This is a genomic window from Amycolatopsis sp. NPDC102389 (assembly GCF_044765885.1).
In the GTDB taxonomy this organism is placed as follows: Bacteria; Actinomycetota; Actinomycetes; order Mycobacteriales; family Pseudonocardiaceae; genus Amycolatopsis.
Map to the genome: position 1 here is coordinate 1 of NZ_JBIWKX010000078.1, position 19,976 is coordinate 19,976.

Genomic DNA, 19,976 nt, shown 5'->3' on the forward strand with positions numbered 1-19,976 from the left:
CGTGAGGCAGGGGTGCCGTTCTCCATCGCCGGCGGCGTGAAAGCCGACACCATCGCCTCCGTCCGCGAAGCAGGCGCCAAAGTCGCCGTCGCGGGGGGCGCGATCTACAACGCCTCCGACCCCGGCGCCGCCGCCAAGGAACTCAAACAACGCGCCACCCGATAACCCCCACCGATCCGGCACGCGGCGAAATCAGGAGAGCGGGTTCATGGCAGCGAACGAATCGATCGGCGAGCTTGCTCGCTTGACCACCAAACGGCTCCCCCAAGACTGGACGGAGCTGGACCAGCGCGCGGTGGACACCGCGCGCGTGCTGGCCGCGGACGCGGTCGAACACTGCGGGAGCGGGCACCCCGGCACGGCCATGAGCCTCGCTCCCGTCGCCTACGCGTTGTTCCAGCGCGTCATGCGGCACGACCCCGGCGACGCGCATTGGATCGGGCGGGACCGGTTCGTGCTCTCGGCCGGGCATTCGAGCCTCACCTTGTACATCCAGCTGTTCCTCTCCGGCTACGGGCTGGAACTCGACGACCTCAAGGCCCTGCGCAAATGGGATTCGCTGACGCCGGGGCACCCCGAGTACCGGCACACCGCGGGCGTGGAGACCACGACCGGTCCCCTCGGCCAGGGCCTGGCGAACGCGGTCGGCATGGCCATGGCCGCCCGTCGTGAGCGAGGACTGTTCGATCCGGACACCGAGCCGGGCCGGAGCGTTTTCGACCACCAGATCTACGTGATCGCTTCGGACGGCGACATCGAGGAGGGCGTCACCTCCGAGGCCTCGTCGCTGGCCGGAACGCAGCGGCTCGGCAACCTCACGGTGGTCTACGACAGCAACGAGATCTCCATCGAGGACGACACCCGTATCGCCCTCTCCGAGGACACCGCCAAACGCTACGAGGCCTATGGCTGGCAGGTGCTCACCGTCCACGGCGGTGAGGACGTGGCGGGTTTCCTGGACGCGATCGAGCAGGCAAGGGCGGAGACCGCGCGCCCCACCCTGATCGTGCTGCGCACGGTGATCGGCTACCCGGCGCCGACCAAGATGAACACCGGCAAGGTGCACGGTGCCGCGCTCGGCGCTGAGGAACTCGCCGCGGTCAAGAGTGCGGTCGGCTTCGACCCGAAGCGCAGCTTCCAGGTCGACGACGAGGTTCTGCGCCATGCCCGCGATGTGGCCGTCCGCGGCCGGGCGGACCACGAGAAGTGGCAGCTCGAGTTCGACGCCTGGGCGCGGGCCAACCCGGAGCGCAAGGCGTTGCTGGACCGGATGACGGCCCGTGAGCTGCCGTCCGGCTGGGACGGTGACCTCCCCGTCTGGGAGCCGTCCGAAAAGGGCGTCGCCACGCGCAAGGCGTCGGCCGCGGTGCTGGCCGAACTCGGCAAGGTGCTGCCCGAGCTCTGGGGCGGTTCGGCGGATCTGGCCGAGAGCAACAACACCACGATCAAGGGCGCGGACTCGTTCGGTCCGGCCGAGATCTCCACCGACGCGTGGACGGCCCAGCCCTACGGTCGCACGCTGCACTTCGGAATCCGTGAGCACGCGATGGGTTCGATCCTCAACGGGATCGCGCTGCACGGCGGAACCCGGCCGTACGGCGGCACTTTCCTCATCTTCAGCGACTACATGCGCCCGGCGGTGCGCCTGGCCGCGCTGATGAGGCTGCCGGCCATCTACGTGTGGACGCACGACTCGATCGGGCTCGGTGAGGACGGGCCGACCCACCAGCCCGTGGAGCAGCTGGCGTCGCTGCGCGCCATCCCCGGGCTGTCGGTGGTCCGCCCGGCGGACGCGAACGAGACGGCGCACGCCTGGAAGGCCGTGCTGGAGGACACCGAATGTCCGGCCGGGCTGGCGCTCACCCGCCAGGACGTGCCGACCCTGGAAGGCACGTCGGCCGAGGGGGTGTCCCGCGGCGGCTATGTCCTCGCCGAGGCGTCCTCCGGCAAGCCCGACGTGGTGCTCGTCGGCACCGGCTCCGAGGTCCAGCTGGCCGTGGCGGCCAGGAAGATCCTGGAATCGCAGGGCGTGGCCACCCGGGTGGTGTCGATGCCGTGCGTGGAATGGTTCGACCGGCAGGATCGGTCCTATCGGGACGAAGTGCTGCCCGCGTCGGTGCGCGCCAGGGTGATCGTCGAGGCGGGGGTGGCGCAGCCGTGGCACCGGTTCGCCGGCGACGCGGGCGAGATCGTGTCGCTGGAGCATTTCGGTGCTTCTGCGGACTACAAGACGCTGTTCAGCCAATTCGGCATCACCACCGAGGCCGTGGTCGAAGCGGCGCTGCGAAGCGTGCGGACCGTACGGCAGGGCTGAGGCGCACCCGGTCGAAGCGGCGGCCCCGGCGGGAAGCCGGGGCCGCCCGGTGTCCATTGGCTTTCGTGATCAGGGGATAGCGGTTCCCGATGCCGGACGTCTTGAGGGGTTTCACCCCGATGGGCAATCATTTTTTCTCAATGAAGCGAGTGGAGGAAGATCTCGATGACGCAATCGATTTCGAAGAATCTCGATCCCGGTCTTTTTTCGGACGCGACGCGTGCTGTCGTCGGAGAAGTGGACAAGGTCAGCGCCGGCGTGCACTACCCGGCCTGGACGCGTGCCGGAGGCTTGCTGCTCAAGGCGCCCAAGGTGTTCACGATCGGTACCGGGCGGAGCGGTCTGGCCCTCCAGATGGCCGCGATGCGGTTCATGCACCTCGGCCTCCCCACCCACGTCGTCGGCGAGGTGACCGCGCCGGCGATCGGCTCGCGCGACGTGCTGGTGGCGGCGTCGGGCTCGGGGACGACGGCACGGGTGGTCCGGGCCGCGCAGACCGCCCGCGACCAGGGCGCGGACGTCATCGCGCTGACCACGGCGCCCGACTCGCCGCTGGCGAAGATCGCGACCGAGGTCCTCGTCGTCCCGGCCGCGGACAAGCAGGACTTCGACGGCACCGCGTCCGTCCAGTACGCCGGCAGCCTGTTCGAACAGTCCGTCCTGCTGATCACCGACGCGCTGTTCCACACGCTGTGGAAGTCGGGCGGTACCCAGGCCCGCGAACTGTGGCGCCTGCACGCGAATCTCGAGTGACCGGTTCCGCGATCTCGTCCTGATGCCCGCCCGAACAGAGGAGTCCAAGATGCAGGTCGCACCGCGGAACACCGCCGACATCCACACCTTGGAGGCGGTGGCGCTGGCCGCCACCTGCCGTGCCGCGGTGGCCAGCTACGCCTGGGTGGGACGGCACGACCAGAAGGCCGCGGACGCGGCGGCGACCACGGCCATGCGGGAGGCGCTGGCCTGCGCGCCCGGGCGGGGGACCGTCGTCATCGGGGAGGGGGAGAAGGACGACGCCCCGATGTTGTTCAACGGGGAGATCGTGGGCGACGGCCTGGGGCCGGACTTCGACATCGCCGTGGACCCGCTCGAAGGAACTTCCTTCTGTGCCAAGGATCTTCCCGGTTCCCTGGCGACGATCGCATTCGGCGAGGCAGGCACCTTGTGGTCGCCGGGGCCGGGCTTCTACATGGACAAGATCGTGGTGCCGCCCGCCGCGAAGGACGTCATCGATCTCGACGACTCTCCCGAGCGCACCTTGAGCAAGGTCGCGAGGGCGCTTGGCAAGAAGGTCTCCGAGCTTCGCGTCGTCATCATGGACAAGCCGCGGCACAAGGACCTGATCGCCCGGGTGGTCGACGCGGGCGCGGCGGTGCAGACCCCGGCCGGGGGCGATGTCGGCGGAAGCCTCGCGGTGCTCCTGCCGACGCTCGACGTCGACCTGCTCCTCGGGGTCGGCGGCACGCCGGAAGGGGTGATGACCGCCGCGGCGGTCCGCGCGCTGGGCGGCGGCATGCTGGGCCGCCTCGTCCCGCAACGGGAAGAGGAGGCGGCGGCGATCCGCGCGGCGGGCATGTCCGTCGACCGCGTCTACGAGCGTGACGAGCTCGTCGCGGGCGACGCCTTCTTCGTCGCCACCGGCGTCAGCGGCGGGCCACTCGTCGGACGGCCGCGAAAAGGCGACGGCGGGACCATCGTCGAATCACTCCTGATCTCCCGGGGCCAGGTTCGGCATGTCACGCACACGATCTTCGGATAAGACCCGGAAAGCACCTACGATCAAGGAGATACGGTGACGTTGCACCTGGACGACCTCCGCGTTCGCCGCCTCGGCGAATGCCGTTTCGATTCGCCGCTCTCCGAGATGCTTTCCACCAAGCAGACCTCGCCGCATTACGTCGCGGAGGGCGATCGTGTCCTGCTCGAGGACACCGTGTCCATGCTGGCGGGCCACGACCTCCCGACCGGTGAGGTCCCCAGTTTCGAAGCCGCCGGGCCTCGCCGCAAGATCTATTTCGACCCCGCGCGCGTGACCGCCGGCATCGTCACCTGCGGCGGGCTGTGCCCCGGGCTCAACAACGTCATCCGCGGTCTCGTCCAGGAACTCGCCGTGCATTACCAGGTCAAGCGGATCCTGGGGTTCCGGAACGGCCTCCAGGGGCTGACCGCCGAACACCGCCACGACACCGTCGAGCTGACGCCCGAGCGCGTCCGCGACATCCACAACGCCGGCGGCACCATCCTCGGCAGCTCCCGCGGCGGCCAGGACGCCGACGAAATGGTCGACAGCCTCGTCCTGCGCGGTATCGACGTCATGTTCGTCATCGGCGGCGACGGGGGGATGCGCGCCGCGACGTTCCTCGGCAAGGCGATCAGGGCACGCGGCCTCGACATCGCCGTCATCGGGGTGCCGAAGACGATCGACAACGACCTGCCCTTCACCGATCAGTCGTTCGGGTTCCAGAGCGCGTTCGCGCGGGCCACCGACTTCATCTCCGCGGTCTCCGTCGAAGCCGCGGCCAGCCCGAACGGCGTCGGGATCGTGAAGCTGATGGGCCGCCATTCCGGGTTCATCGCCAGCTACGCCGCGCTGGCCGCGAACGCCGCGGACATCGTCCTGATCCCCGAAATCCCGTTCAGCCTCGGGGGAGAGGACGGTCTGCTGGCCCACGTGGAGCGGCACGTGCGGGCCAAAGGCCACGTGGTGATCGTCCTGGCGGAGGGGGCGGGCCAAGACCTCCTCGAAGAACACGGCCTGCCCGAACACAACGGGCACGGCACCGACGCTTCGGGCAACGTCAGGCTCGGCAACATCGGCGAACTGCTCAAGGCGAGCATCGCCGGACACCTGACCGCGGCCGGCCTGACCCCCACGATGCGCTACATCGACCCGAGCTACGCGGTGCGCAGCGTCGCGGCGAACGCCTACGACAGCGTCTACTGCCTTCGTCTCGCCCACGCCGCGGTGCACGCCGCCATGGCCGGCCATACCGACGCCGCGGTCGCGCGCTGGCGCCGTCGCTTCGTGCACGTCCCGTTCTCCCTGATGACCAGCCGCCGCAACCAGGTCGACCCGGACGGCGACCTGTGGATGTCGGTGCTCGAAACCACTTGCCAGCCCGCCGAATTCGGAGTGGCGCCGGCCAGGGAGAAGGCTCGTGCGGGCTTCTGCTGAGCGGCGTTGGCAGGCCTTGCTCTGTTCCGTGCGCTATTGGTAGGCGGCGGCCTGGGTGCCGGAGACTCCGGCACTCAGGGCCAAGGCCGCGGCTTCACCGCGTGAGGTGACGTTCAGCTTCTTCAGGACGCCCGCGACGTGGAATTTGACGGTGCTTTCGGTGATGCCGAGCGCGGCGGCGATGGCTTTGTTGCGTTGTCCTTGTGCCACCAGCCGTAGCACTTCGAGCTCACGAGGGTTGAGGTCCGCCAGCTGAGTCTCGTCGACCCGGCCGGCCGCCGGCTCGAACGGGAGGTCGATGGTGACGCGGCTGCCCCACCCAGCGACGGCGTCGATCTCGACGGTCGCCCCCAGCGCTTTCGCGCGTCCGTCGAGCTGCGATCGCAGGCCGTGGACGTCGAGGTCGCCGGATTCCTGGTCCCGGACATCGAGGTGCAGCGCGCTGCTGTCGCTCGACCAGGCGATCCGGAGGCGGGTCAGCCCCGGCTGGCCGGTGAAAGCGAGGACCGCCGCGCACGTCATCGCCCTGGCGGCATGGGCGACCTCGCCCGGTACCGGCCGCCCGTTCTTCGCCGGACCCGTGAACTCCAGCTCCGCGTCGTGGTGGCGCAGCATCTGCCGGATTTCCCGCCGTAGCCTGCCGAACGCGGCGTGTGCGGGCTCTTCGGACTGCGCGAGATCGGTTTTCTGCGCGGATCGGAGCTCGACCAGCGCGGCCGAGGCGGAGTCGGTCGCGGCGAGCCGGGCGCGATGGTCGTCCAGCCGGGTGGACCGCAGCGTGGTGAGGATCGTGACGAGCGCGGTCTCGTGCGCCGCGGCCATTTCGGCGATCGTCCTGGCGCGTTCGCTGGAGGCCGCGCGGGATTCGGCGAGGTAGTCGGGGCTGGCCTGGGTCACCTGTTGCCGGATCGAGGTCGCGACGATGCCGAAGACCTCGGCCAGGCGCGCGGGCCGCGGGAGGCGGGTCCGGCTCGACCGGGGGACGAGGACGAGCAGGGTGCCGATCGGGTCCTGCACGGCCCAGACCGTCCGGCCGGTGCCGCCGAGAGTGGCCGTCGTGGTCAGCTGACGGCCGGGCGGCACACTCGCCTTGAGCGCTTCGAGCTCGGCGATGGTGACCTTGTCGGTGATCTCCCTGGCGCCGGCGACCTTGCGGGGCCGTCCGGTGCATTCCCTGGTGAAGATGACCAGCGCCTGGTGCGGCCAGCCGTCGGCGAGGAAACGCGAGAACCGGTCGGCGATTTCGCGCAGCGGGCCCTCGATGACGTCGCGCAGCGCGGTCAGGTCGGCGAAGTCGGGCATCGGCCGAGCCTAGCCGTCGGCTCGCCTGGCCGAAAGGACAGGATCCACTGGACCGATGGCCAGGTCGCCAAAGCGGCCTCGCGGCATAGTCTCGCGTGAAGCATGCGTTGACGCGCATGCCTGTGTCGCCGAACGGTAGAGGAAACAGGAATGCCACAGCAGGTGCGCGGAGTGATCGCCCGGTCCCGGAACGCTCCGGTGGAGCTGACGGACATCGTGATCCCGGATCCGGGCCCCGGCGAGGTCGTCGTGTCGATCGCGGCCTGCGGGGTCTGCCACACCGATCTGACCTACCGCGACGGCGGCATCAACGACGAATTCCCGTTCCTGCTCGGTCACGAGGCCGCGGGCACGGTGGAAAGCGTCGGAGAGGGCGTGGATTCCGTACAGCCGGGGGATTTCGTCGTCCTCAACTGGCGCGCGGTGTGCGGGCAGTGCCGGGCGTGCAAACGCGGCCGCCCGCAGTACTGCTTCGACACCTTCAACGCGACACAGAAGATGACACTGACCGACGGCACCGAGCTGACCCCGGCACTGGGCATCGGCGCGTTCGCGGACAAGACGCTCGTCCACGCCGGACAGTGCACCAAGGTCGACAAGGCCGCGGACCCGGCCGTCGCGGGCCTGCTCGGCTGTGGCGTGATGGCCGGGCTCGGCGCGGCGGTCAATACCGGCGCAGTCGGCCGCGGCGACTCGGTCGCGGTCATCGGCTGCGGGGGAGTCGGCGACGCCGCCATCGCCGGCGCCCGGCTGGCGGGTGCCGGCACGATCATCGCGGTCGACCGGGACGAGCGGAAGCTCTCGTGGGCACGGGAACTCGGCGCGACCCACACCGTCAACGCCTCCGGCGTCGACACGGTCGCCGCGATCCAGGACCTGACCGGCGGTTTCGGCGCCGACGTCGTCATCGACGCGGTCGGCCGCCCGGAGACCTGGAAGGCGGCGTTCTACGCCCGTGATCTGGCGGGCACCGTGGTCCTGGTCGGCGTTCCGACCCCGGACATGCGCCTGGACATGCCGCTGATCGACTTCTTCTCCCGCGGTGGTTCGCTGAAGTCGTCCTGGTACGGCGATTGCCTGCCGGAGCGGGATTTCCCGATGCTGATCGACCTGTACCTGCAGGGCAGGCTGCCGCTGGAACGGTTCGTGACCGAGCGGATCTCGCTCGACGGGGTCGAGAAGGCCTTCCACGCCATGCACGCCGGTGAGGTGCTGCGTTCGGTGGTGATCCTGTGAGCGGGAACCTGCGGATCGAACGCGTCGTCACCGCCGGGGTCTTCGAACTCGACGGCGGGAGCTGGGACGTCGACAACAACGTCTGGCTGGTCGGTGACGACGACGAGGTCGTGATCGTGGACGCCGCGCACGACGAGAAGACCATCACCGAAGCCGTGGGCGGCCGGAACGTCGTCGCCGTCGTCTGCACCCATGGGCACAACGACCATGTCACCGTCGCTCCGCAGCTGGGCGAACACCTGCACGCGCCGGTCGTTCTGCATCCGGGGGACCGGGAGCTGTGGGAGATGACGCACCCCGGTCAGCGGTTCCGGAGTACCGAGGACGGTGAGCGGATCGCCGTCGCCGGCACGGAACTCGAAGTCATCCACACGCCGGGACACTCGCCCGGCTCGGTCTGCCTGCATCTTCCCGAGGCCAAGGCGCTCTTCTCGGGGGACACGCTCTTCTCCGGCGGACCCGGTGCGACGGGCCGCTCGTTCTCCGACTTCCCGACGATCATTTCCTCGATCAGGGAACGGCTCTTCGCCTTGCCCGAGGACACGACCGTCCACACCGGACACGGCGACCACACCACCATCGGCACCGAAGCGCCGCACCTGGCCGAATGGATCGCCCGCGGGCACTGAGGCACGGAACGCTTATCCGTCCCGCCAGTGCCTCAGGGTCCCCATTTTGTATTCGCGGATACCGTCCCAGGCGAAGAAGATCACCGTCTTGAACCCGACGAATCCTTCTGGCCAGTCGAAATTGCAGATCTTCGTGCTTCCGTAGCCTGTGGTGTTGTAACACATCCAATACTGCGGCTGTCCGTCGACCGTCATCTGCACCCGCGCCATGACCGGATTCCCATCGTCACAGTGGTCTCGCACCGTGACGCGGTCCCCGTCGAGGGTGACCCACGCGTCGCCGACGGACCTCCGCTCACCCAGGCATTCCATCGATGTGGCCATGCTGACCGGCCCGACGTCGATACTCGTGTAATCAGCCGCGGCGACATTGTTCGTAGCGAGCATTTGCGCCGAAAAAACCAGCGCTGTCGCCGCGACGGACGCGAGAAGGCGTGAAGAACGGGGCATGGTGTTCCTTTCGCATTGATGCTCGCCCGAAGGTAGCCCGAGCCCTGTATCGAGTGCAGGGGGCATTCGAACCACAAAGGCAGGCCATTTGGAAAAGGTTCCGCTGGCGTTCGCGGCGAGATGCGGGCATTGACAGGGCCCGTCGTGTACTGGGCGCCATAAAGGACAGTGCCGGTCCGCCGGATGCCCGGTCGATGCTCGCACGACCGGTTCTTCGCGGGGGTTGTGAGTGGTAGAGGTGTTGACGATGTAGGAATCGGGACGTTGAGTGTCCCGATTCCTACATCGTCGAAGGGTGCGCCGGATCTCCGTCGATCCAAGCCACCTATCCGGCCGACACCTCGAGCGGGGAAGATCCCGGACACTCAACGTCCGGAATCCTCCCCGCTCACCGTCATCGGCTCCACTGAGGGGCAGGAATCGACGGACCGTTGCAGGGCAAGAACAACCGCTTCTTGGAATACCATACGGGGGTAATGTAACGTGACGGCGAACGGGCCGCCGTCAGGCGAGTTCGCCGAATCGAAGGGTGAGGGCTGATGGACACCACGGTGTACACCGTCAAGGGCATGACCTGCTCGGGCTGCATGAACAAGGTGACGACGGCGGTGAACGGTGTCGCCGGGGTCAACGAGGTGGACGCGGACATCGCGACCGGCGAAGTGACCGTCGTGAGCGAGGGGCCGGTCGACGCGCGGCTGGTGCGGTCCGCGGTCGAAGGGGCGGGTTACGAGGTGGTCGGCTGACGTCGATGGCTGAAGGCAACGGAGCTGGACCGGCTGTCGTCATCAAGGTCGTGAACAACGGGCCGTATCAGGTGAAAGGGCCTGTCCGGCTGGTCGACCACGACGGCGAAGAACACGAACTGACCGGACGTGCCCAATTGCTGTGCCGGTGCGGGAATTCGGCGAAGAAGCCGTTCTGCGACGGCGCCCATGTCCGGACCAGGTTCACGAGCGAATAGGAAGCGGGCGGGTGACATCAACGTCACCCGCCCGCTGGTCGTTGGCCGTCCAGGCAGGGTGACATACGCCACCAGGGTATGCCGGTTGCCCTACCCCCCTAGGGTATGTAGAGTCGTCCTCAGGAGGCAGCGAGATGCACGGATACACGCAAGGCAAAGAGGAATACCTGAACCGGCTGCGGCGGATCGAGGGTCAGATCCGGGGCCTGCAGCGGATGGTCGAAGAGGACAAGTACTGCATCGACATCCTGACGCAGGTGTCCGCGGCCACGAAGGCGCTGCAGTCCGTGTCGCTGGGGCTGATGGACGAACACCTCAGGCACTGCGTGTCCGACGCCATCGCCAAGGGCGGCGCCGAAGCCGACGAAAAGATCAAGGAAGCGAGCGACGTGATCGCCCGCCTCGTCCGTTCCTGATATCCCGCAAGGAGAACCACGATGAGCGAGACCACCTACACCGTCACCGGCATGACCTGCGACCACTGCGTCCGGTCGGTCAGCGAAGAGGTCGGCAAGATCGCGGGCGTCACCGGCGTCCGGGTGGATCTGCCCACCGGCGCGGTGACCGTGACCAGCTCCCAGGAACCCGAGGTCGCGGATGTCCGTGCGGCCGTCGAAGAGGCCGGATACGAGCTGACCGCCTGATCCGCGGTCCGCTCCCGAACGCGGGGATCGCCCCGCACTAAGGACTTCACGATGAACACAGTTGCGAAGCTCTCCGCCTACGGTGTGGCGCTTGCCCTGGTCGCCGGTGGCGCCTGGGCCGCCGGCACCGCTGTCGGTCCTTTCGCCGGCGCTGCCGGCCTGCCCGGCGGCGAGGACGCCGGGCATGGGGACGCTCACAGCGGCACCGTCGCGGAGGCGGCGCCGACCGACGAGCCCGGCGGGCTCGCGTCGTCCAGGGGCGGCTACACCCTCACGCCCACCACCACGACGCTCGCCACGGGCACGACCCGCCCCTTCTCCTTCAAGATTGTCGGCCCCGATGGTAAGCCGGTCACCGCTTACGACGTCGAACACGAAAAGCGGATGCACCTGATCGTCGTCCGCCGTGACACGGCCGGTTTCCAGCACATCCATCCCGAACTGGGGGCGGACGGCCTCTGGACGGTGCCGCTCGCGCTGCCGCAGGCAGGCTCGTACCGCGTCTTCGCGGACTTCAAGCCGACCGGCGGAAGCGCCACGACCTTGGGTGTCGACGTCGCCGCGGCGGGGGAGTTCAAGCCCGCCGAGTACCAGCCGTCGCGCGTCGCGAACGTCGACGGTTACCAGGTCCGTCTGGACGGTGACCTGACGCCGGGCAAGGCGGCGAAGGTGACCTTGACGGTGACCAAGGACGGCCGCGACGTGACCGATCTCCAGCCGTACCTGGGTGCCTACGGGCATCTGGTGGCGCTGCGCGGTGGCGACCTCGCCTACCTGCACGTCCACCCGGACGGTGAGCCCGGCGACGGCCGCACGAAGCCCGGCCCCACGGTGACCTTCTTCGCCGAAGTCCCCTCGGCGGGGACGTACCGGCTGTTCCTGGACTTCCAGCACCAGGGCAAGGTCCGCACGGCCGAGTTCACCGTCGCCACCACGGGCACTCCCGCGCCGCCGGCCACCCAGAACCAGACCCCACCCCCGGCGGCCGACGACGGCCACGGCGGACACGGCTGACCGCGAGCCGGAAAGGAGTGACCACGATGACTTCCGATCTGGACCAGGCCACCACGGCCGAGGTCGAACTCGCGATCACCGGGATGACCTGCGCCTCGTGCGCGATGCGCATCGAGAAGAAGCTGAACAAGCTGGACGGCGTCACCGCCACGGTCAACTACGCCACGGAGAAGGCGAAGGTCACCTACAGCGGGGACATCGAACCCCAGCGGCTGATCGAGCAGGTGGAGGCGGCCGGTTACTCGGCCGCCGTGCCCGCCCCGGCGAAGGCCGCTGAGGCGGACGCGCCGGCCGAGGAGGCCGATCCGATCGCGCCGCTGCGGCAGCGGCTGATCGGCTCCGCGGTGCTGTCGGTGCCGGTGATCCTGCTGGCGATGGTGCCCGCGCTGCAGTTCACCTATTGGCAGTGGATCTCGCTGACGCTCGCGGCGCCGGTGCTGGTGTGGGCGGCGTGGCCGTTCCACAAGGCGGCGTGGGCGAATCTGCGCCACGGCGCGGCCACGATGGACACGCTGATCTCGATGGGCACGCTGGCGGCGTTCCTGTGGTCGTTGTACGCCTTGCTGTTCGGCAGCGCGGGAACACCGGGGATGACGCACGCCTTCGAGCTGACCGTCGAGCGGATGGCGGGCGACGGCAACATCTATCTCGAGGTCGCCGCCGGGGTGACGACGTTCATCCTCGCCGGCCGGTACTTCGAGGCGCGGTCCAAGCGCCGCGCCGGTGCCGCGCTGCGGGCGTTGCTGGAGCTGGGCGCGAAGGACGTCGCCGTCCTCCGCGACGGCAAGGAAGAGCGGATCCCGGTCGACCGGCTGGTCGTCGGCGACCGGTTCGTCGTCCGGCCGGGGGAGAAGATCGCCACCGACGGCGTGATCACCGAAGGCAGTTCCGCCGTCGACGCGAGCATGCTGACCGGCGAGAGCGTCCCCGTCGAGGTCGGGCCCGGCGACGCCGTGGTCGGCGCGACGGTGAACGCGGGCGGCAGGCTCGTCGTCCGTGCGACGCGGGTCGGCGCGGACACTCAGCTGGCGCAGATGGCGAAGCTGGTCGAGGACGCGCAGACCGGCAAGGCGCAGGTCCAGCGGCTGGCGGACCGGGTGTCGGGCGTCTTCGTGCCGATCGTGATCGCGCTCGCCATCGGCACGCTGGCCTTCTGGCTCGGGGCCGGTGGTTCGGTGGCGGCGGCGTTCACCGCGGCGGTCGCCGTGCTGATCATCGCCTGCCCGTGCGCGCTGGGGCTGGCGACGCCGACCGCGCTGCTCGTGGGCACCGGGCGTGGGGCGCAGCTCGGGATCCTGATCAAGGGACCGGAGGTGCTGGAGTCCACCCGGTCGGTCGACACGGTCGTCCTCGACAAGACCGGCACCGTGACCACGGGACAGATGTCGCTGGTGGCGGTCCACGTCGCCGAGGGCGTCGACGAGGAGACGACACTGCGCTTGGCCGGGGCACTGGAGAACGCGTCCGAGCACCCGATCGCGCAGGCGATCGCCCGCGCGGCCCGCGAGCGGGTGGGCGAGCTGCCCGCTGTCGAGGAGTTCACCAACGTCGAAGGCCTTGGCGTGCAAGGGATCGTCGACGGCAAGGCGGTGCTGGCCGGGCGCAGCGCGCTCCTGGAAGAGTGGGCGCACCACCTGCCGGAAGGTCTCGCCGAGGCGAAGGCGAACGAAGAAAAGGACGGTCGTACCGCGATCGTCGTCGGCTGGGACGGAAAGGCCCGCGCGGTCCTGGTGGTGGCGGACACGGTGAAGCCGACCTCCGCCGAGGCCATCACGCAGCTGCGGGCGCTCGGGCTGACCCCGGTCCTCCTGACGGGGGACAACGAAGCCGTGGCGCGCGCGGTGGCGGCGGAGGTGGGGATCACCGAGGTGATCGCGGAGGTCTTGCCCAAGGACAAGGTCGACGTGGTCAAGCGGCTCCAGGACGAGGGCAAAGTGGTCGCGATGGTGGGCGACGGCGTCAACGACGCGGCCGCGCTGGCCCAGGCCGACCTCGGCCTGGCGATGGGCACCGGCACGGACGTCGCCATCGAGGCGTCGGATCTCACTCTCGTCCGCGGTGACCTCCGGGCGGCGGTGGACGCGATCCGGCTCTCCCGGCGCACCCTGCGCACCATCAAGGGAAACCTGTTCTGGGCCTTCGCCTACAACGTCGCGGCGCTGCCACTGGCCGCGGCGGGGCTGCTCAACCCGATGATCGCCGGCGCCGCGATGGCGTTCAGCTCGGTCTTCGTGGTCACGAACAGCCTGCGGCTCAAGGGATTCCGCAGCACGGCGAGCTGACCCTCGCTCGACATGAGGCGCGGGGGGGGGCCGGTGGGGGGGGCGGGGGGGTGTGGTGGGGCTTGGCGCGACAACCCCCCCCCCCCCCCCCACGACCGCCATCGGGCGCCGAGCACGTCCAACCGCCCGGATTGAGCGGCTGGACACCCTCGCTCAGCCGTTGACTTCGGCGATCAGGCTCTTCGGCCGCAGGTCCGTCCAGTGCTCCTCGACGTAGGCGAGGCATTCCTGGCGGGGGGCCTCGCCGTGGACGCGGGTCCAGCCGGCGGGCACCTCGGCGAACGTCGGCCAGAGCGAGTGCTGGCCCTCGTCGTTCACCAGCACGAAAAAGGAACCGTCTTCGTTGTCGAAGGGATTGCTCATGATTGTTTCCTTTCAGGCGCCCGGCCGCGGCCGGAGCTTCTCGGCGACGATGGACCCAATCTGGACCAACGCCGCGGGTTGCACCATGTCGTAATGGTTGGTCGGGATCTCGTGGTGTTCGATGGCGCCGCTGGTGAAGTCCTTCCAGCCGGCGACGGCCTCCGACACGGGCAGGTGCGCCGGCCGGTCCTCCGAAGCGACGAAGAGCAGGATGTCGCCGTTGAACGGCGAGGCCGTGTGCTGCGGCCCGACCTTCCAGAGGTTCTTCATCACCGCTTCCAGCCGCTCCCGGGCACCGGGGCCCTGGACCATTCCGCCCGCCAGCTCCAGATCCTGCTGTTTCCGTTTCTGGAGACCGTCCTCATCGCGCGCGGCCTCTTCGGTCACCGTGCCGGTCGCGTTCCGTCCCATGTAGACGGGGTACGCGTCGAGCAGGGCGAGGAGGCCGAGTTCTTCCCCGTCGGCTTCGAGCATCGCGGCCATCGCCTGCGCGATCCGGCCGCCGAGCGACCAGCCGAGCAGGTGGTACGGCCCGGTCGGCTGCACGGCACGGATATGCGCGAGATAGTCGGCCGCCATTTCCTCGACGCTCTCGGGCAGGCGTTCGGTCCGCGCGAGACCGCGCGCCTGCACGCCGTAGACCGGCTGGTTCGCGGGGAGATGCCGCAGCAGCGGCCCGTAGTTCCAGCTCAGCCCGCCGCTCGCGTGCACGCAGAACAGCGGCGGACGGTCGCCGTTCGCCTGCAGTGGCAACAGGATCTCGTAGTCGCCCGTCTTCACCGCGGTGCTCGTGCGCCGCCGCTCCCCCACCACGATCAGGGTCTTGGCCGGGGTCTTGCGGGCGAGCAGGCCGGTGTTCAGCATCCGGTGACCCGGCTCGCCGAACGGGCAGGGCTCACCGGATCCGCCCTCGTCGACCGCCGGACCGGTGACGTAGAGATCGCCGACGACGCCCGGGGCGACCGGCCGCCGCTGTGCGTCGAGCACGAGCGCGCCGAGCGGGCCCAGCTCCGCGACCACCGCGGGCACCTCGCCCGCCCACCGGGCGGGGGCGATCGCCGGACGGCCGCGTTCGGTCTCGTCGAGGAAGAGGTCCAGCTCGCTGATCCGCCGCTGGGGATCCTCCGCGACCTGCTCCAGGACGTGGACCAGCCGCCGTGCCACCGATTCCGCCGTCGCCTCGTCGAAAAGGTCGGCGGCGTACCGAAGAGTGCCTTCGAGACCGTCCTCGTTGTCGTCCTCGTCGAGCCGCTCGGTGAGCTTGAACGCGAGATCCAGTTCCGTGGCCTCGGTTCCGCCGGGTTCGACGCTGGTGCGCAGGGCGGGCAGTTCCGCCGCGTCCCACGCGCCGATGTCCTCCTCGTCGACCTCCAGTCCCACCTGGAACACGGGGTGGCGGGACAGCGAGGCCGGCAGGTCCAGCAGCTCGACGATCCGCTCGAAGGGCACGTCGAGATGCTGGCGCGCGGCCCGCACGGCTTCCTGCACCCGCGTGACGACCTCGAGGAAGGTCGGGTCGCCGGAGAGATCCGTGCGCAGGGCGAAGGGGCGGGCGAACGGCCCGATCATCGGTTCGAGGTCGATGAGGTCCTCGTCCCGCGCCAGCGTCGTGCCGATCACCAGGTCCTCGCCCGCGCCGAATTTCGTCAGCAGCATGGCGAGCGCGGCGTGCACGACGTGGATCGTGTCCGCGCCGAGCCGCTCCACCGCTTCCGTCAGCCGGTCGTACGGCTCGGCACCCAGCCGCAGCGCGACCGTGCCGGCCTTGCGCGACGGGACCGCCGGACGCGGCCGGTCGAACGGGAGCACCGTCTCCCCGTCGATCCCGGTCAGGGTGTCCCGCCAGAAAACGACCTGCTCGTTGATCAGGCTGCCCTGTTCGTCCTCGTCCGCGAGCAGCCGCTGCTCCCAGATCGCGTAGTCGGCGAACTGCAGCGCCAGCGGCGCGCGCTCCGGGACCCGGCCCGAACGCCGCGCGCCGTACGCGGCCGCCAGGTCGCGGAAGAACACGTCGAGCGAATCGTCGTCGGCGAGGATCCGGTGCAGCCGGAGGTGCAGCACGTGTTCCTTCTCCGCGAGCGCGAAAAGGTCGCAGCGCCAAGGCACTTCGGCGGTGAGGTCGAAGACCGACGCGCGCAGCGCCGCGAGCAGTCCGGGAAGGTCTTCCTCGGTGGCGGGCACCGGGGACAGCTCGATGGCCGCGGGCTCGTGGACGTCCTGCCGAACACTCTGCGCGTCACCCGGGAAGGTCGTGCGCAGCACCTCGTGCCGGGTCGCGACGTCGCCGAGCGCCGCCGCCAGCGCGGGCACGTCCAGCCTGCCGCGCAGGCGCAGCGCGACCGAGATGTGCAGGCCCGCGGTCTCTTCGCCGGGGTTGGCCAGCAGCCAGGCGCGCAGCTGCCGCGCGGTGAGCGGAACGCGCTCGGGCCGCTCGGCGGGTTCCAGCGCGGGCCGCGACTTCGCGGCGAGCGCCCTGGCGACACCGGCGGGCGTGGGCGAGGAGAACAGCTGCCGGATGGGCAGATCCACGCCGATCACCTCGCGGATCCGTGCGATCAGCCGCATCGCCAGCGCCGAACTTCCGCCGAGGTCGTGGAAAGCGTCGTCGACACCCACGTTGTCGACGCCGAGGATCTCGGAGAACAGCTCGCAGAGGACCTTCTCCGACTCGCTCTCCGGCGCCTTCTCCGACGCGCGGCCCGCGAGATCCGGAGCGGGCAGGGCCCGGCGGTCGACCTTGCCGTTGGGGGTGACCGGCAGACCGGGCAGGGCGACGACGGCCATGGGGACCATGTACGCGGGCAGCACCAGGCCCATCTGCCGCTTGATCTCCTCCGGGCCGGCGTCACCGCCGTCGGAGACGAAGTAGCCGACCAGCCGCTTCTCGCCCGGCTGGTCTTCACGCGCCATGACGACGGCCTCGACCACGCCCGGCTGGGCGGCCAGCACGGCTTCGACCTCGCCGAGTTCGACGCGGTAGCCGCGGATCTTCACCTGGTCGTCGGCGCGTTCGAGGAACACCACCTCGCCGTCGCGGGTCCAGCGGGCCAGGTCGCCGGTGCGGTACATGCGTTCGCCGGGCAGGAACGGGCACGCCACGAACCGCTCGGACGTAAGGCCCGGGCTGTCGAGGTATCCGCGCGCCAGCCCCGTGCCCGCGATGTACAGCTCGCCGGCCACACCCGGGGCGACCGGCCGCAGGAACGCGTCGAGGAGGTAGATCTTGCGGTTCGTCATGGGGTGCCCGATCGGCAGTTCCCGATCGACGACGTCACCGGGTTCGATCGGAAGCCACGTCGCGCACAGCGTGGTCTCGGTCGGCCCGTAGGTGTTGCGCACCCGCAGATCCGGCTGGGCCCGCCGCAGGTTTTCCACGGACTGCGCGGGAACGATGTCCCCGCCGGTACCGATCTCGACCAGGCCGTCGAAGCATTCCGGCGACGTCTCCGCCAGCGCGCGGAAGGTGCCGGCGGTGAGGTGGACGTAGTTCGCGCCGCGGGCGACGGCCTGCCGCACCCCGGCCGCGTCCAGCACGCCCGGCTCGGTGAGCAGGACACGCGCACCCGTCGAGAGCGGCACCCACATCGCGTACAGCGAGGGGTCGAAGACGTGGGTCGCGTGCATCAGCACGCCGTCGCCGGGGCCGATCAGCCAGCCCTGGTCGCCCGCCAGGCCCGCCACGCCGCCGTGGGGAATGCCGACGCCCTTGGGCAGACCGGTGGACCCGGAGGTGTACATGACGTACGCCAGATCGTCCGCGCTCGGCCGGAATTCCGTTGTGGTGACCGCGAAAGCGTCGATGGCGGCCCGTGTTTCCGGTGCGTCGAGGACGATCGTGTCCTTCGGAACGACGCCGCTGGTGGCCTGAGTGCACACGACGACCGAGACCGCGGAGTCGTCGAGGATGAACGCGATCCGCTCGGCCGGGTACTCGACGTCCACCGGAACGTACGCGGCACCTGCCTTCCAGATGGCCAGGAACGCGATCAGCAGCTCCGGCGACCGTTCCATCGCCACCCCGACCCGGTCGCCGCGGCCGACGCCACGGGAGGCGAGGTATGCGGCCAGCCGGCTCGAGGCCTGGTCGACGGCGGCGTAGGTCAGGTCCGCTCCGTCGGCGTCGGTGATCGCGACCGCCTCGGGCGCCTCGGTCACCCGCCGCGCGAACAGTTCGACGACGGATTCGCCGGGCACCGGGCCCTCGGTCGCGTTGAATTCGTCCACCACCAAGGCGCGCTCGGCCTCGCTCAGCAGGGTCAACCGGCCGACGAGGACGCCGGGGTCGGCGACCAGCCCCTCCAGCACGCGGGCCAGCGCGCCGACGACCGATCCGGCGACCTTCTCGTCGAACAGGCCGCGGTCGTAGTCGAGGATGAGCGGCATCCGCTCACCCGGACCGGTGACCAGGGTGAACGGGTAGTGCGACGAGTTGCGCCCGCGTTTGACCGGACGCAGAGTCAGGCCGTCGTGCGCCTGGCCGAGCCCCTTGCGGGGGAAGTTCTCGTAGATGACGAGCGTGTCGAAGACCGCGCCGGGCCCGACCACGGCCTGCACGTCCTGCAGGCCGAGATGCTGGTGGGCCATGAGCGCCGACTGGTCGCGCTGAAGTTCGGCGAACAGGTCGACGGCCCGTTTCCCGCCGTCGAGCCGCACCCGCACCGGCAGGGTGTTGAGCAGCTGGCCGACCATCGACTCGACGCCGGCCAATTCGGCGGGACGGCCCGACGCGGTCGCACCGAACACGACTTCGGTCCGCCCGGCGAGCTGCGACAGCACCACGGCCCACGCGCCCTGCACGACGGTGTTCAGCGTGAGGTCGTGTCCGCGCGCCAGATTCGCCAGCCCGTCGGTGAGTTCCTCGGACAGTTCGACGATCGTGGTGTCGATTTCCGGCACCCGGCCGGGATCGGCGGGCGCGATCGCGGTGGGCGTGTCGATCCCGGCGAACTCCTCGCGCCAGGCGGCACGGGCGATTTCCTTGTCCTGCTTGCCGAGCCAGGCGAGATAGTCCCGATAGGACACTGTGGGCGGCAGGCCGGACGCGTCCCCGCCCGCGGCGTAGATCGCGGCGAGTTCGCGGTGGATGATCGGCATCGACCAGCCGTCGGTCAGCACGTGGTGCAGCGTGTGCACGAGCCGGTGGCGGTCCGGGCCGAGCCTGATCAGGTGCAGCTTCATCAGCGGCGCCACCTCGATCCGGAGCCGCTCGGCCAGCTCGTCCGCGGCCAGCCGGTCCACCTCGCTGTCGAGGATCTCCTCCGGCAGCCCGGTGAGATCCGTTTCGCGCCAAGGGATTCGCGCGTCGCGGGTGATGACCTGCACCATCTGCGCGCCGCTGACATAACGGAAACAGGCCCGCAGCGCGGCGTGCCGGTCGACCAGTGCCTGCCAGGTCGCCCGCAGCAGCGCGGCGTCCAGCGGGCCGTCGATACCGTAAACGGTCTGCACGGTGTAGGTGTCCGGCCCGTCGTCGTCGAGCGCGGTGTGATAGAGCATTCCCTCCTGCAGCGGGGAAAGAGGCCAGACGTCCTCCACGCTGGAACGCGGTTTCGCGCGAGTGTCGTCAACGGTCACGATCTGCTCCTTGGTGAGTGGTCGAGTGA

General features: G+C 69.7%; 16 protein-coding genes. 12 read left to right on the forward strand and 4 right to left on the reverse strand.

All coding sequences use genetic code 11. The features are described 5' to 3' along the window. Positions 1-208: 208 nt before the first annotated feature. The 4 genes from tkt (at position 209) to ACIRGA_RS36970 (ending at position 5,489) form a co-directional block, all read left to right on the forward strand. Positions 209-2,314, forward strand: coding sequence for a transketolase (gene tkt, locus ACIRGA_RS36955; RefSeq protein ID WP_400950674.1), 2,106 nt, complete (start codon positions 209-211; stop codon positions 2,312-2,314). A gap of 165 nt (positions 2,315-2,479) precedes the next feature. Continuing rightward, positions 2,480-3,067: a 6-phospho-3-hexuloisomerase gene (gene hxlB / locus ACIRGA_RS36960; protein WP_400950677.1), complete on the forward strand. Its 588-nt coding sequence runs from the start codon at positions 2,480-2,482 to the stop codon at positions 3,065-3,067. A gap of 49 nt (positions 3,068-3,116) precedes the next feature. Next, positions 3,117-4,073 (forward strand): fructose-bisphosphatase class II family protein, encoded by a 957-nt coding sequence (locus tag ACIRGA_RS36965; protein WP_400950680.1) that lies wholly within the window; start codon positions 3,117-3,119, stop codon positions 4,071-4,073. 33 nt (positions 4,074-4,106) lie between these two features. After that, the gene (locus ACIRGA_RS36970) at positions 4,107-5,489 is read left to right on the forward strand and encodes an ATP-dependent 6-phosphofructokinase (protein ID WP_400950682.1); all 1,383 of its coding nucleotides are present in this window, start codon (positions 4,107-4,109) and stop codon (positions 5,487-5,489) included. Positions 5,490-5,522: 33 nt separating this feature from the next. On the opposite strand, the gene ACIRGA_RS36975 is transcribed toward ACIRGA_RS36970, so the two are convergent. After that, on the reverse strand, positions 5,523-6,791 hold the full coding sequence (locus ACIRGA_RS36975; RefSeq protein ID WP_400950684.1) for a LuxR C-terminal-related transcriptional regulator: 1,269 nt from the start codon (positions 6,789-6,791) through the stop codon (positions 5,523-5,525). Positions 6,792-6,941: 150 nt separating this feature from the next. Here ACIRGA_RS36975 and ACIRGA_RS36980 point away from each other — a divergent pair, with 150 nt between their 5' ends. Then, positions 6,942-8,027: an S-(hydroxymethyl)mycothiol dehydrogenase gene (locus ACIRGA_RS36980; protein WP_400950687.1), complete on the forward strand. Its 1,086-nt coding sequence runs from the start codon at positions 6,942-6,944 to the stop codon at positions 8,025-8,027. Further along, complete coding sequence (locus ACIRGA_RS36985; RefSeq protein WP_400950689.1) at positions 8,024-8,656, forward strand: MBL fold metallo-hydrolase; 633 nt, start codon at positions 8,024-8,026, stop codon at positions 8,654-8,656. Before ACIRGA_RS36980 ends, ACIRGA_RS36985 begins: the two co-directional genes overlap by 4 nt. 12 nt (positions 8,657-8,668) lie before the next feature. Here ACIRGA_RS36985 and ACIRGA_RS36990 read toward each other — a convergent pair whose 3' ends face one another. Continuing rightward, positions 8,669-9,106, reverse strand: coding sequence for a hypothetical protein (locus ACIRGA_RS36990; RefSeq protein ID WP_400950692.1), 438 nt, complete (start codon positions 9,104-9,106; stop codon positions 8,669-8,671). Between the two features lie 539 nt (positions 9,107-9,645). Between ACIRGA_RS36990 and ACIRGA_RS36995 the strand changes: the two genes are divergently transcribed. From ACIRGA_RS36995 to ACIRGA_RS37020, 6 genes are all read left to right on the forward strand, one after another. Beyond that, on the forward strand, positions 9,646-9,852 hold the full coding sequence (locus ACIRGA_RS36995) for a heavy-metal-associated domain-containing protein (protein WP_400950695.1): 207 nt from the start codon (positions 9,646-9,648) through the stop codon (positions 9,850-9,852). 5 nt (positions 9,853-9,857) lie between these two features. Next, positions 9,858-10,070, forward strand: coding sequence for a CDGSH iron-sulfur domain-containing protein (locus tag ACIRGA_RS37000; RefSeq protein WP_400950698.1), 213 nt, complete (start codon positions 9,858-9,860; stop codon positions 10,068-10,070). 134 nt (positions 10,071-10,204) lie between these two features. Then, complete coding sequence (locus ACIRGA_RS37005) at positions 10,205-10,486, forward strand: metal-sensitive transcriptional regulator (RefSeq protein WP_400950700.1); 282 nt, start codon at positions 10,205-10,207, stop codon at positions 10,484-10,486. 21 nt (positions 10,487-10,507) lie between these two features. Then, a complete protein-coding gene (locus ACIRGA_RS37010) occupies positions 10,508-10,714 on the forward strand; it encodes a heavy-metal-associated domain-containing protein (RefSeq protein ID WP_400950703.1) in 207 nt (68 codons plus the stop codon). Between the two features lie 51 nt (positions 10,715-10,765). Beyond that, positions 10,766-11,728, forward strand: a complete 963-nt coding sequence (locus ACIRGA_RS37015) for a hypothetical protein (RefSeq protein WP_400950706.1) — start codon at positions 10,766-10,768, stop codon at positions 11,726-11,728. Between the two features lie 26 nt (positions 11,729-11,754). Beyond that, complete coding sequence (locus ACIRGA_RS37020) at positions 11,755-14,010, forward strand: heavy metal translocating P-type ATPase (protein WP_400950710.1); 2,256 nt, start codon at positions 11,755-11,757, stop codon at positions 14,008-14,010. A 153-nt stretch (positions 14,011-14,163) separates the two neighbouring features. Here ACIRGA_RS37020 and ACIRGA_RS37025 read toward each other — a convergent pair whose 3' ends face one another. Further along, the gene (locus ACIRGA_RS37025) at positions 14,164-14,373 is read right to left on the reverse strand and encodes an MbtH family protein (RefSeq protein ID WP_037346390.1); all 210 of its coding nucleotides are present in this window, start codon (positions 14,371-14,373) and stop codon (positions 14,164-14,166) included. Between the two features lie 12 nt (positions 14,374-14,385). Continuing rightward, entirely contained in the window at positions 14,386-19,947 is a 5,562-nt protein-coding gene (locus ACIRGA_RS37030; protein ID WP_400950717.1) for an amino acid adenylation domain-containing protein, read from the reverse strand. Positions 19,948-19,976: the final 29 nt, after the last annotated feature.

Bases quoted from the DNA above. Each gene is read 5' to 3' on its own strand.
- ACIRGA_RS36980 (WP_400950687.1), top strand. From the start codon at position 6,942: ATGCCACAGCAGGTGCGCGGAGTGATCGCCCGGTCCCGGAACGCTCCG.
- ACIRGA_RS36990 (WP_400950692.1), bottom strand. From the start codon at position 9,106: ATGCCCCGTTCTTCACGCCTTCTCGCGTCCGTCGCGGCGACAGCGCTG.
- ACIRGA_RS37000 (WP_400950698.1), top strand. From the start codon at position 9,858: ATGGCTGAAGGCAACGGAGCTGGACCGGCTGTCGTCATCAAGGTCGTG.
- tkt (WP_400950674.1), top strand. From the start codon at position 209: ATGGCAGCGAACGAATCGATCGGCGAGCTTGCTCGCTTGACCACCAAA.
- ACIRGA_RS37010 (WP_400950703.1), top strand. From the start codon at position 10,508: ATGAGCGAGACCACCTACACCGTCACCGGCATGACCTGCGACCACTGC.
- ACIRGA_RS36995 (WP_400950695.1), top strand. From the start codon at position 9,646: ATGGACACCACGGTGTACACCGTCAAGGGCATGACCTGCTCGGGCTGC.
- ACIRGA_RS37025 (WP_037346390.1), bottom strand. From the start codon at position 14,373: ATGAGCAATCCCTTCGACAACGAAGACGGTTCCTTTTTCGTGCTGGTG.
- ACIRGA_RS37005 (WP_400950700.1), top strand. From the start codon at position 10,205: ATGCACGGATACACGCAAGGCAAAGAGGAATACCTGAACCGGCTGCGG.
- ACIRGA_RS37020 (WP_400950710.1), top strand. From the start codon at position 11,755: ATGACTTCCGATCTGGACCAGGCCACCACGGCCGAGGTCGAACTCGCG.
- ACIRGA_RS36965 (WP_400950680.1), top strand. From the start codon at position 3,117: ATGCAGGTCGCACCGCGGAACACCGCCGACATCCACACCTTGGAGGCG.
- ACIRGA_RS36975 (WP_400950684.1), bottom strand. From the start codon at position 6,791: ATGCCCGACTTCGCCGACCTGACCGCGCTGCGCGACGTCATCGAGGGC.
- hxlB (WP_400950677.1), top strand. From the start codon at position 2,480: ATGACGCAATCGATTTCGAAGAATCTCGATCCCGGTCTTTTTTCGGAC.
- ACIRGA_RS37015 (WP_400950706.1), top strand. From the start codon at position 10,766: ATGAACACAGTTGCGAAGCTCTCCGCCTACGGTGTGGCGCTTGCCCTG.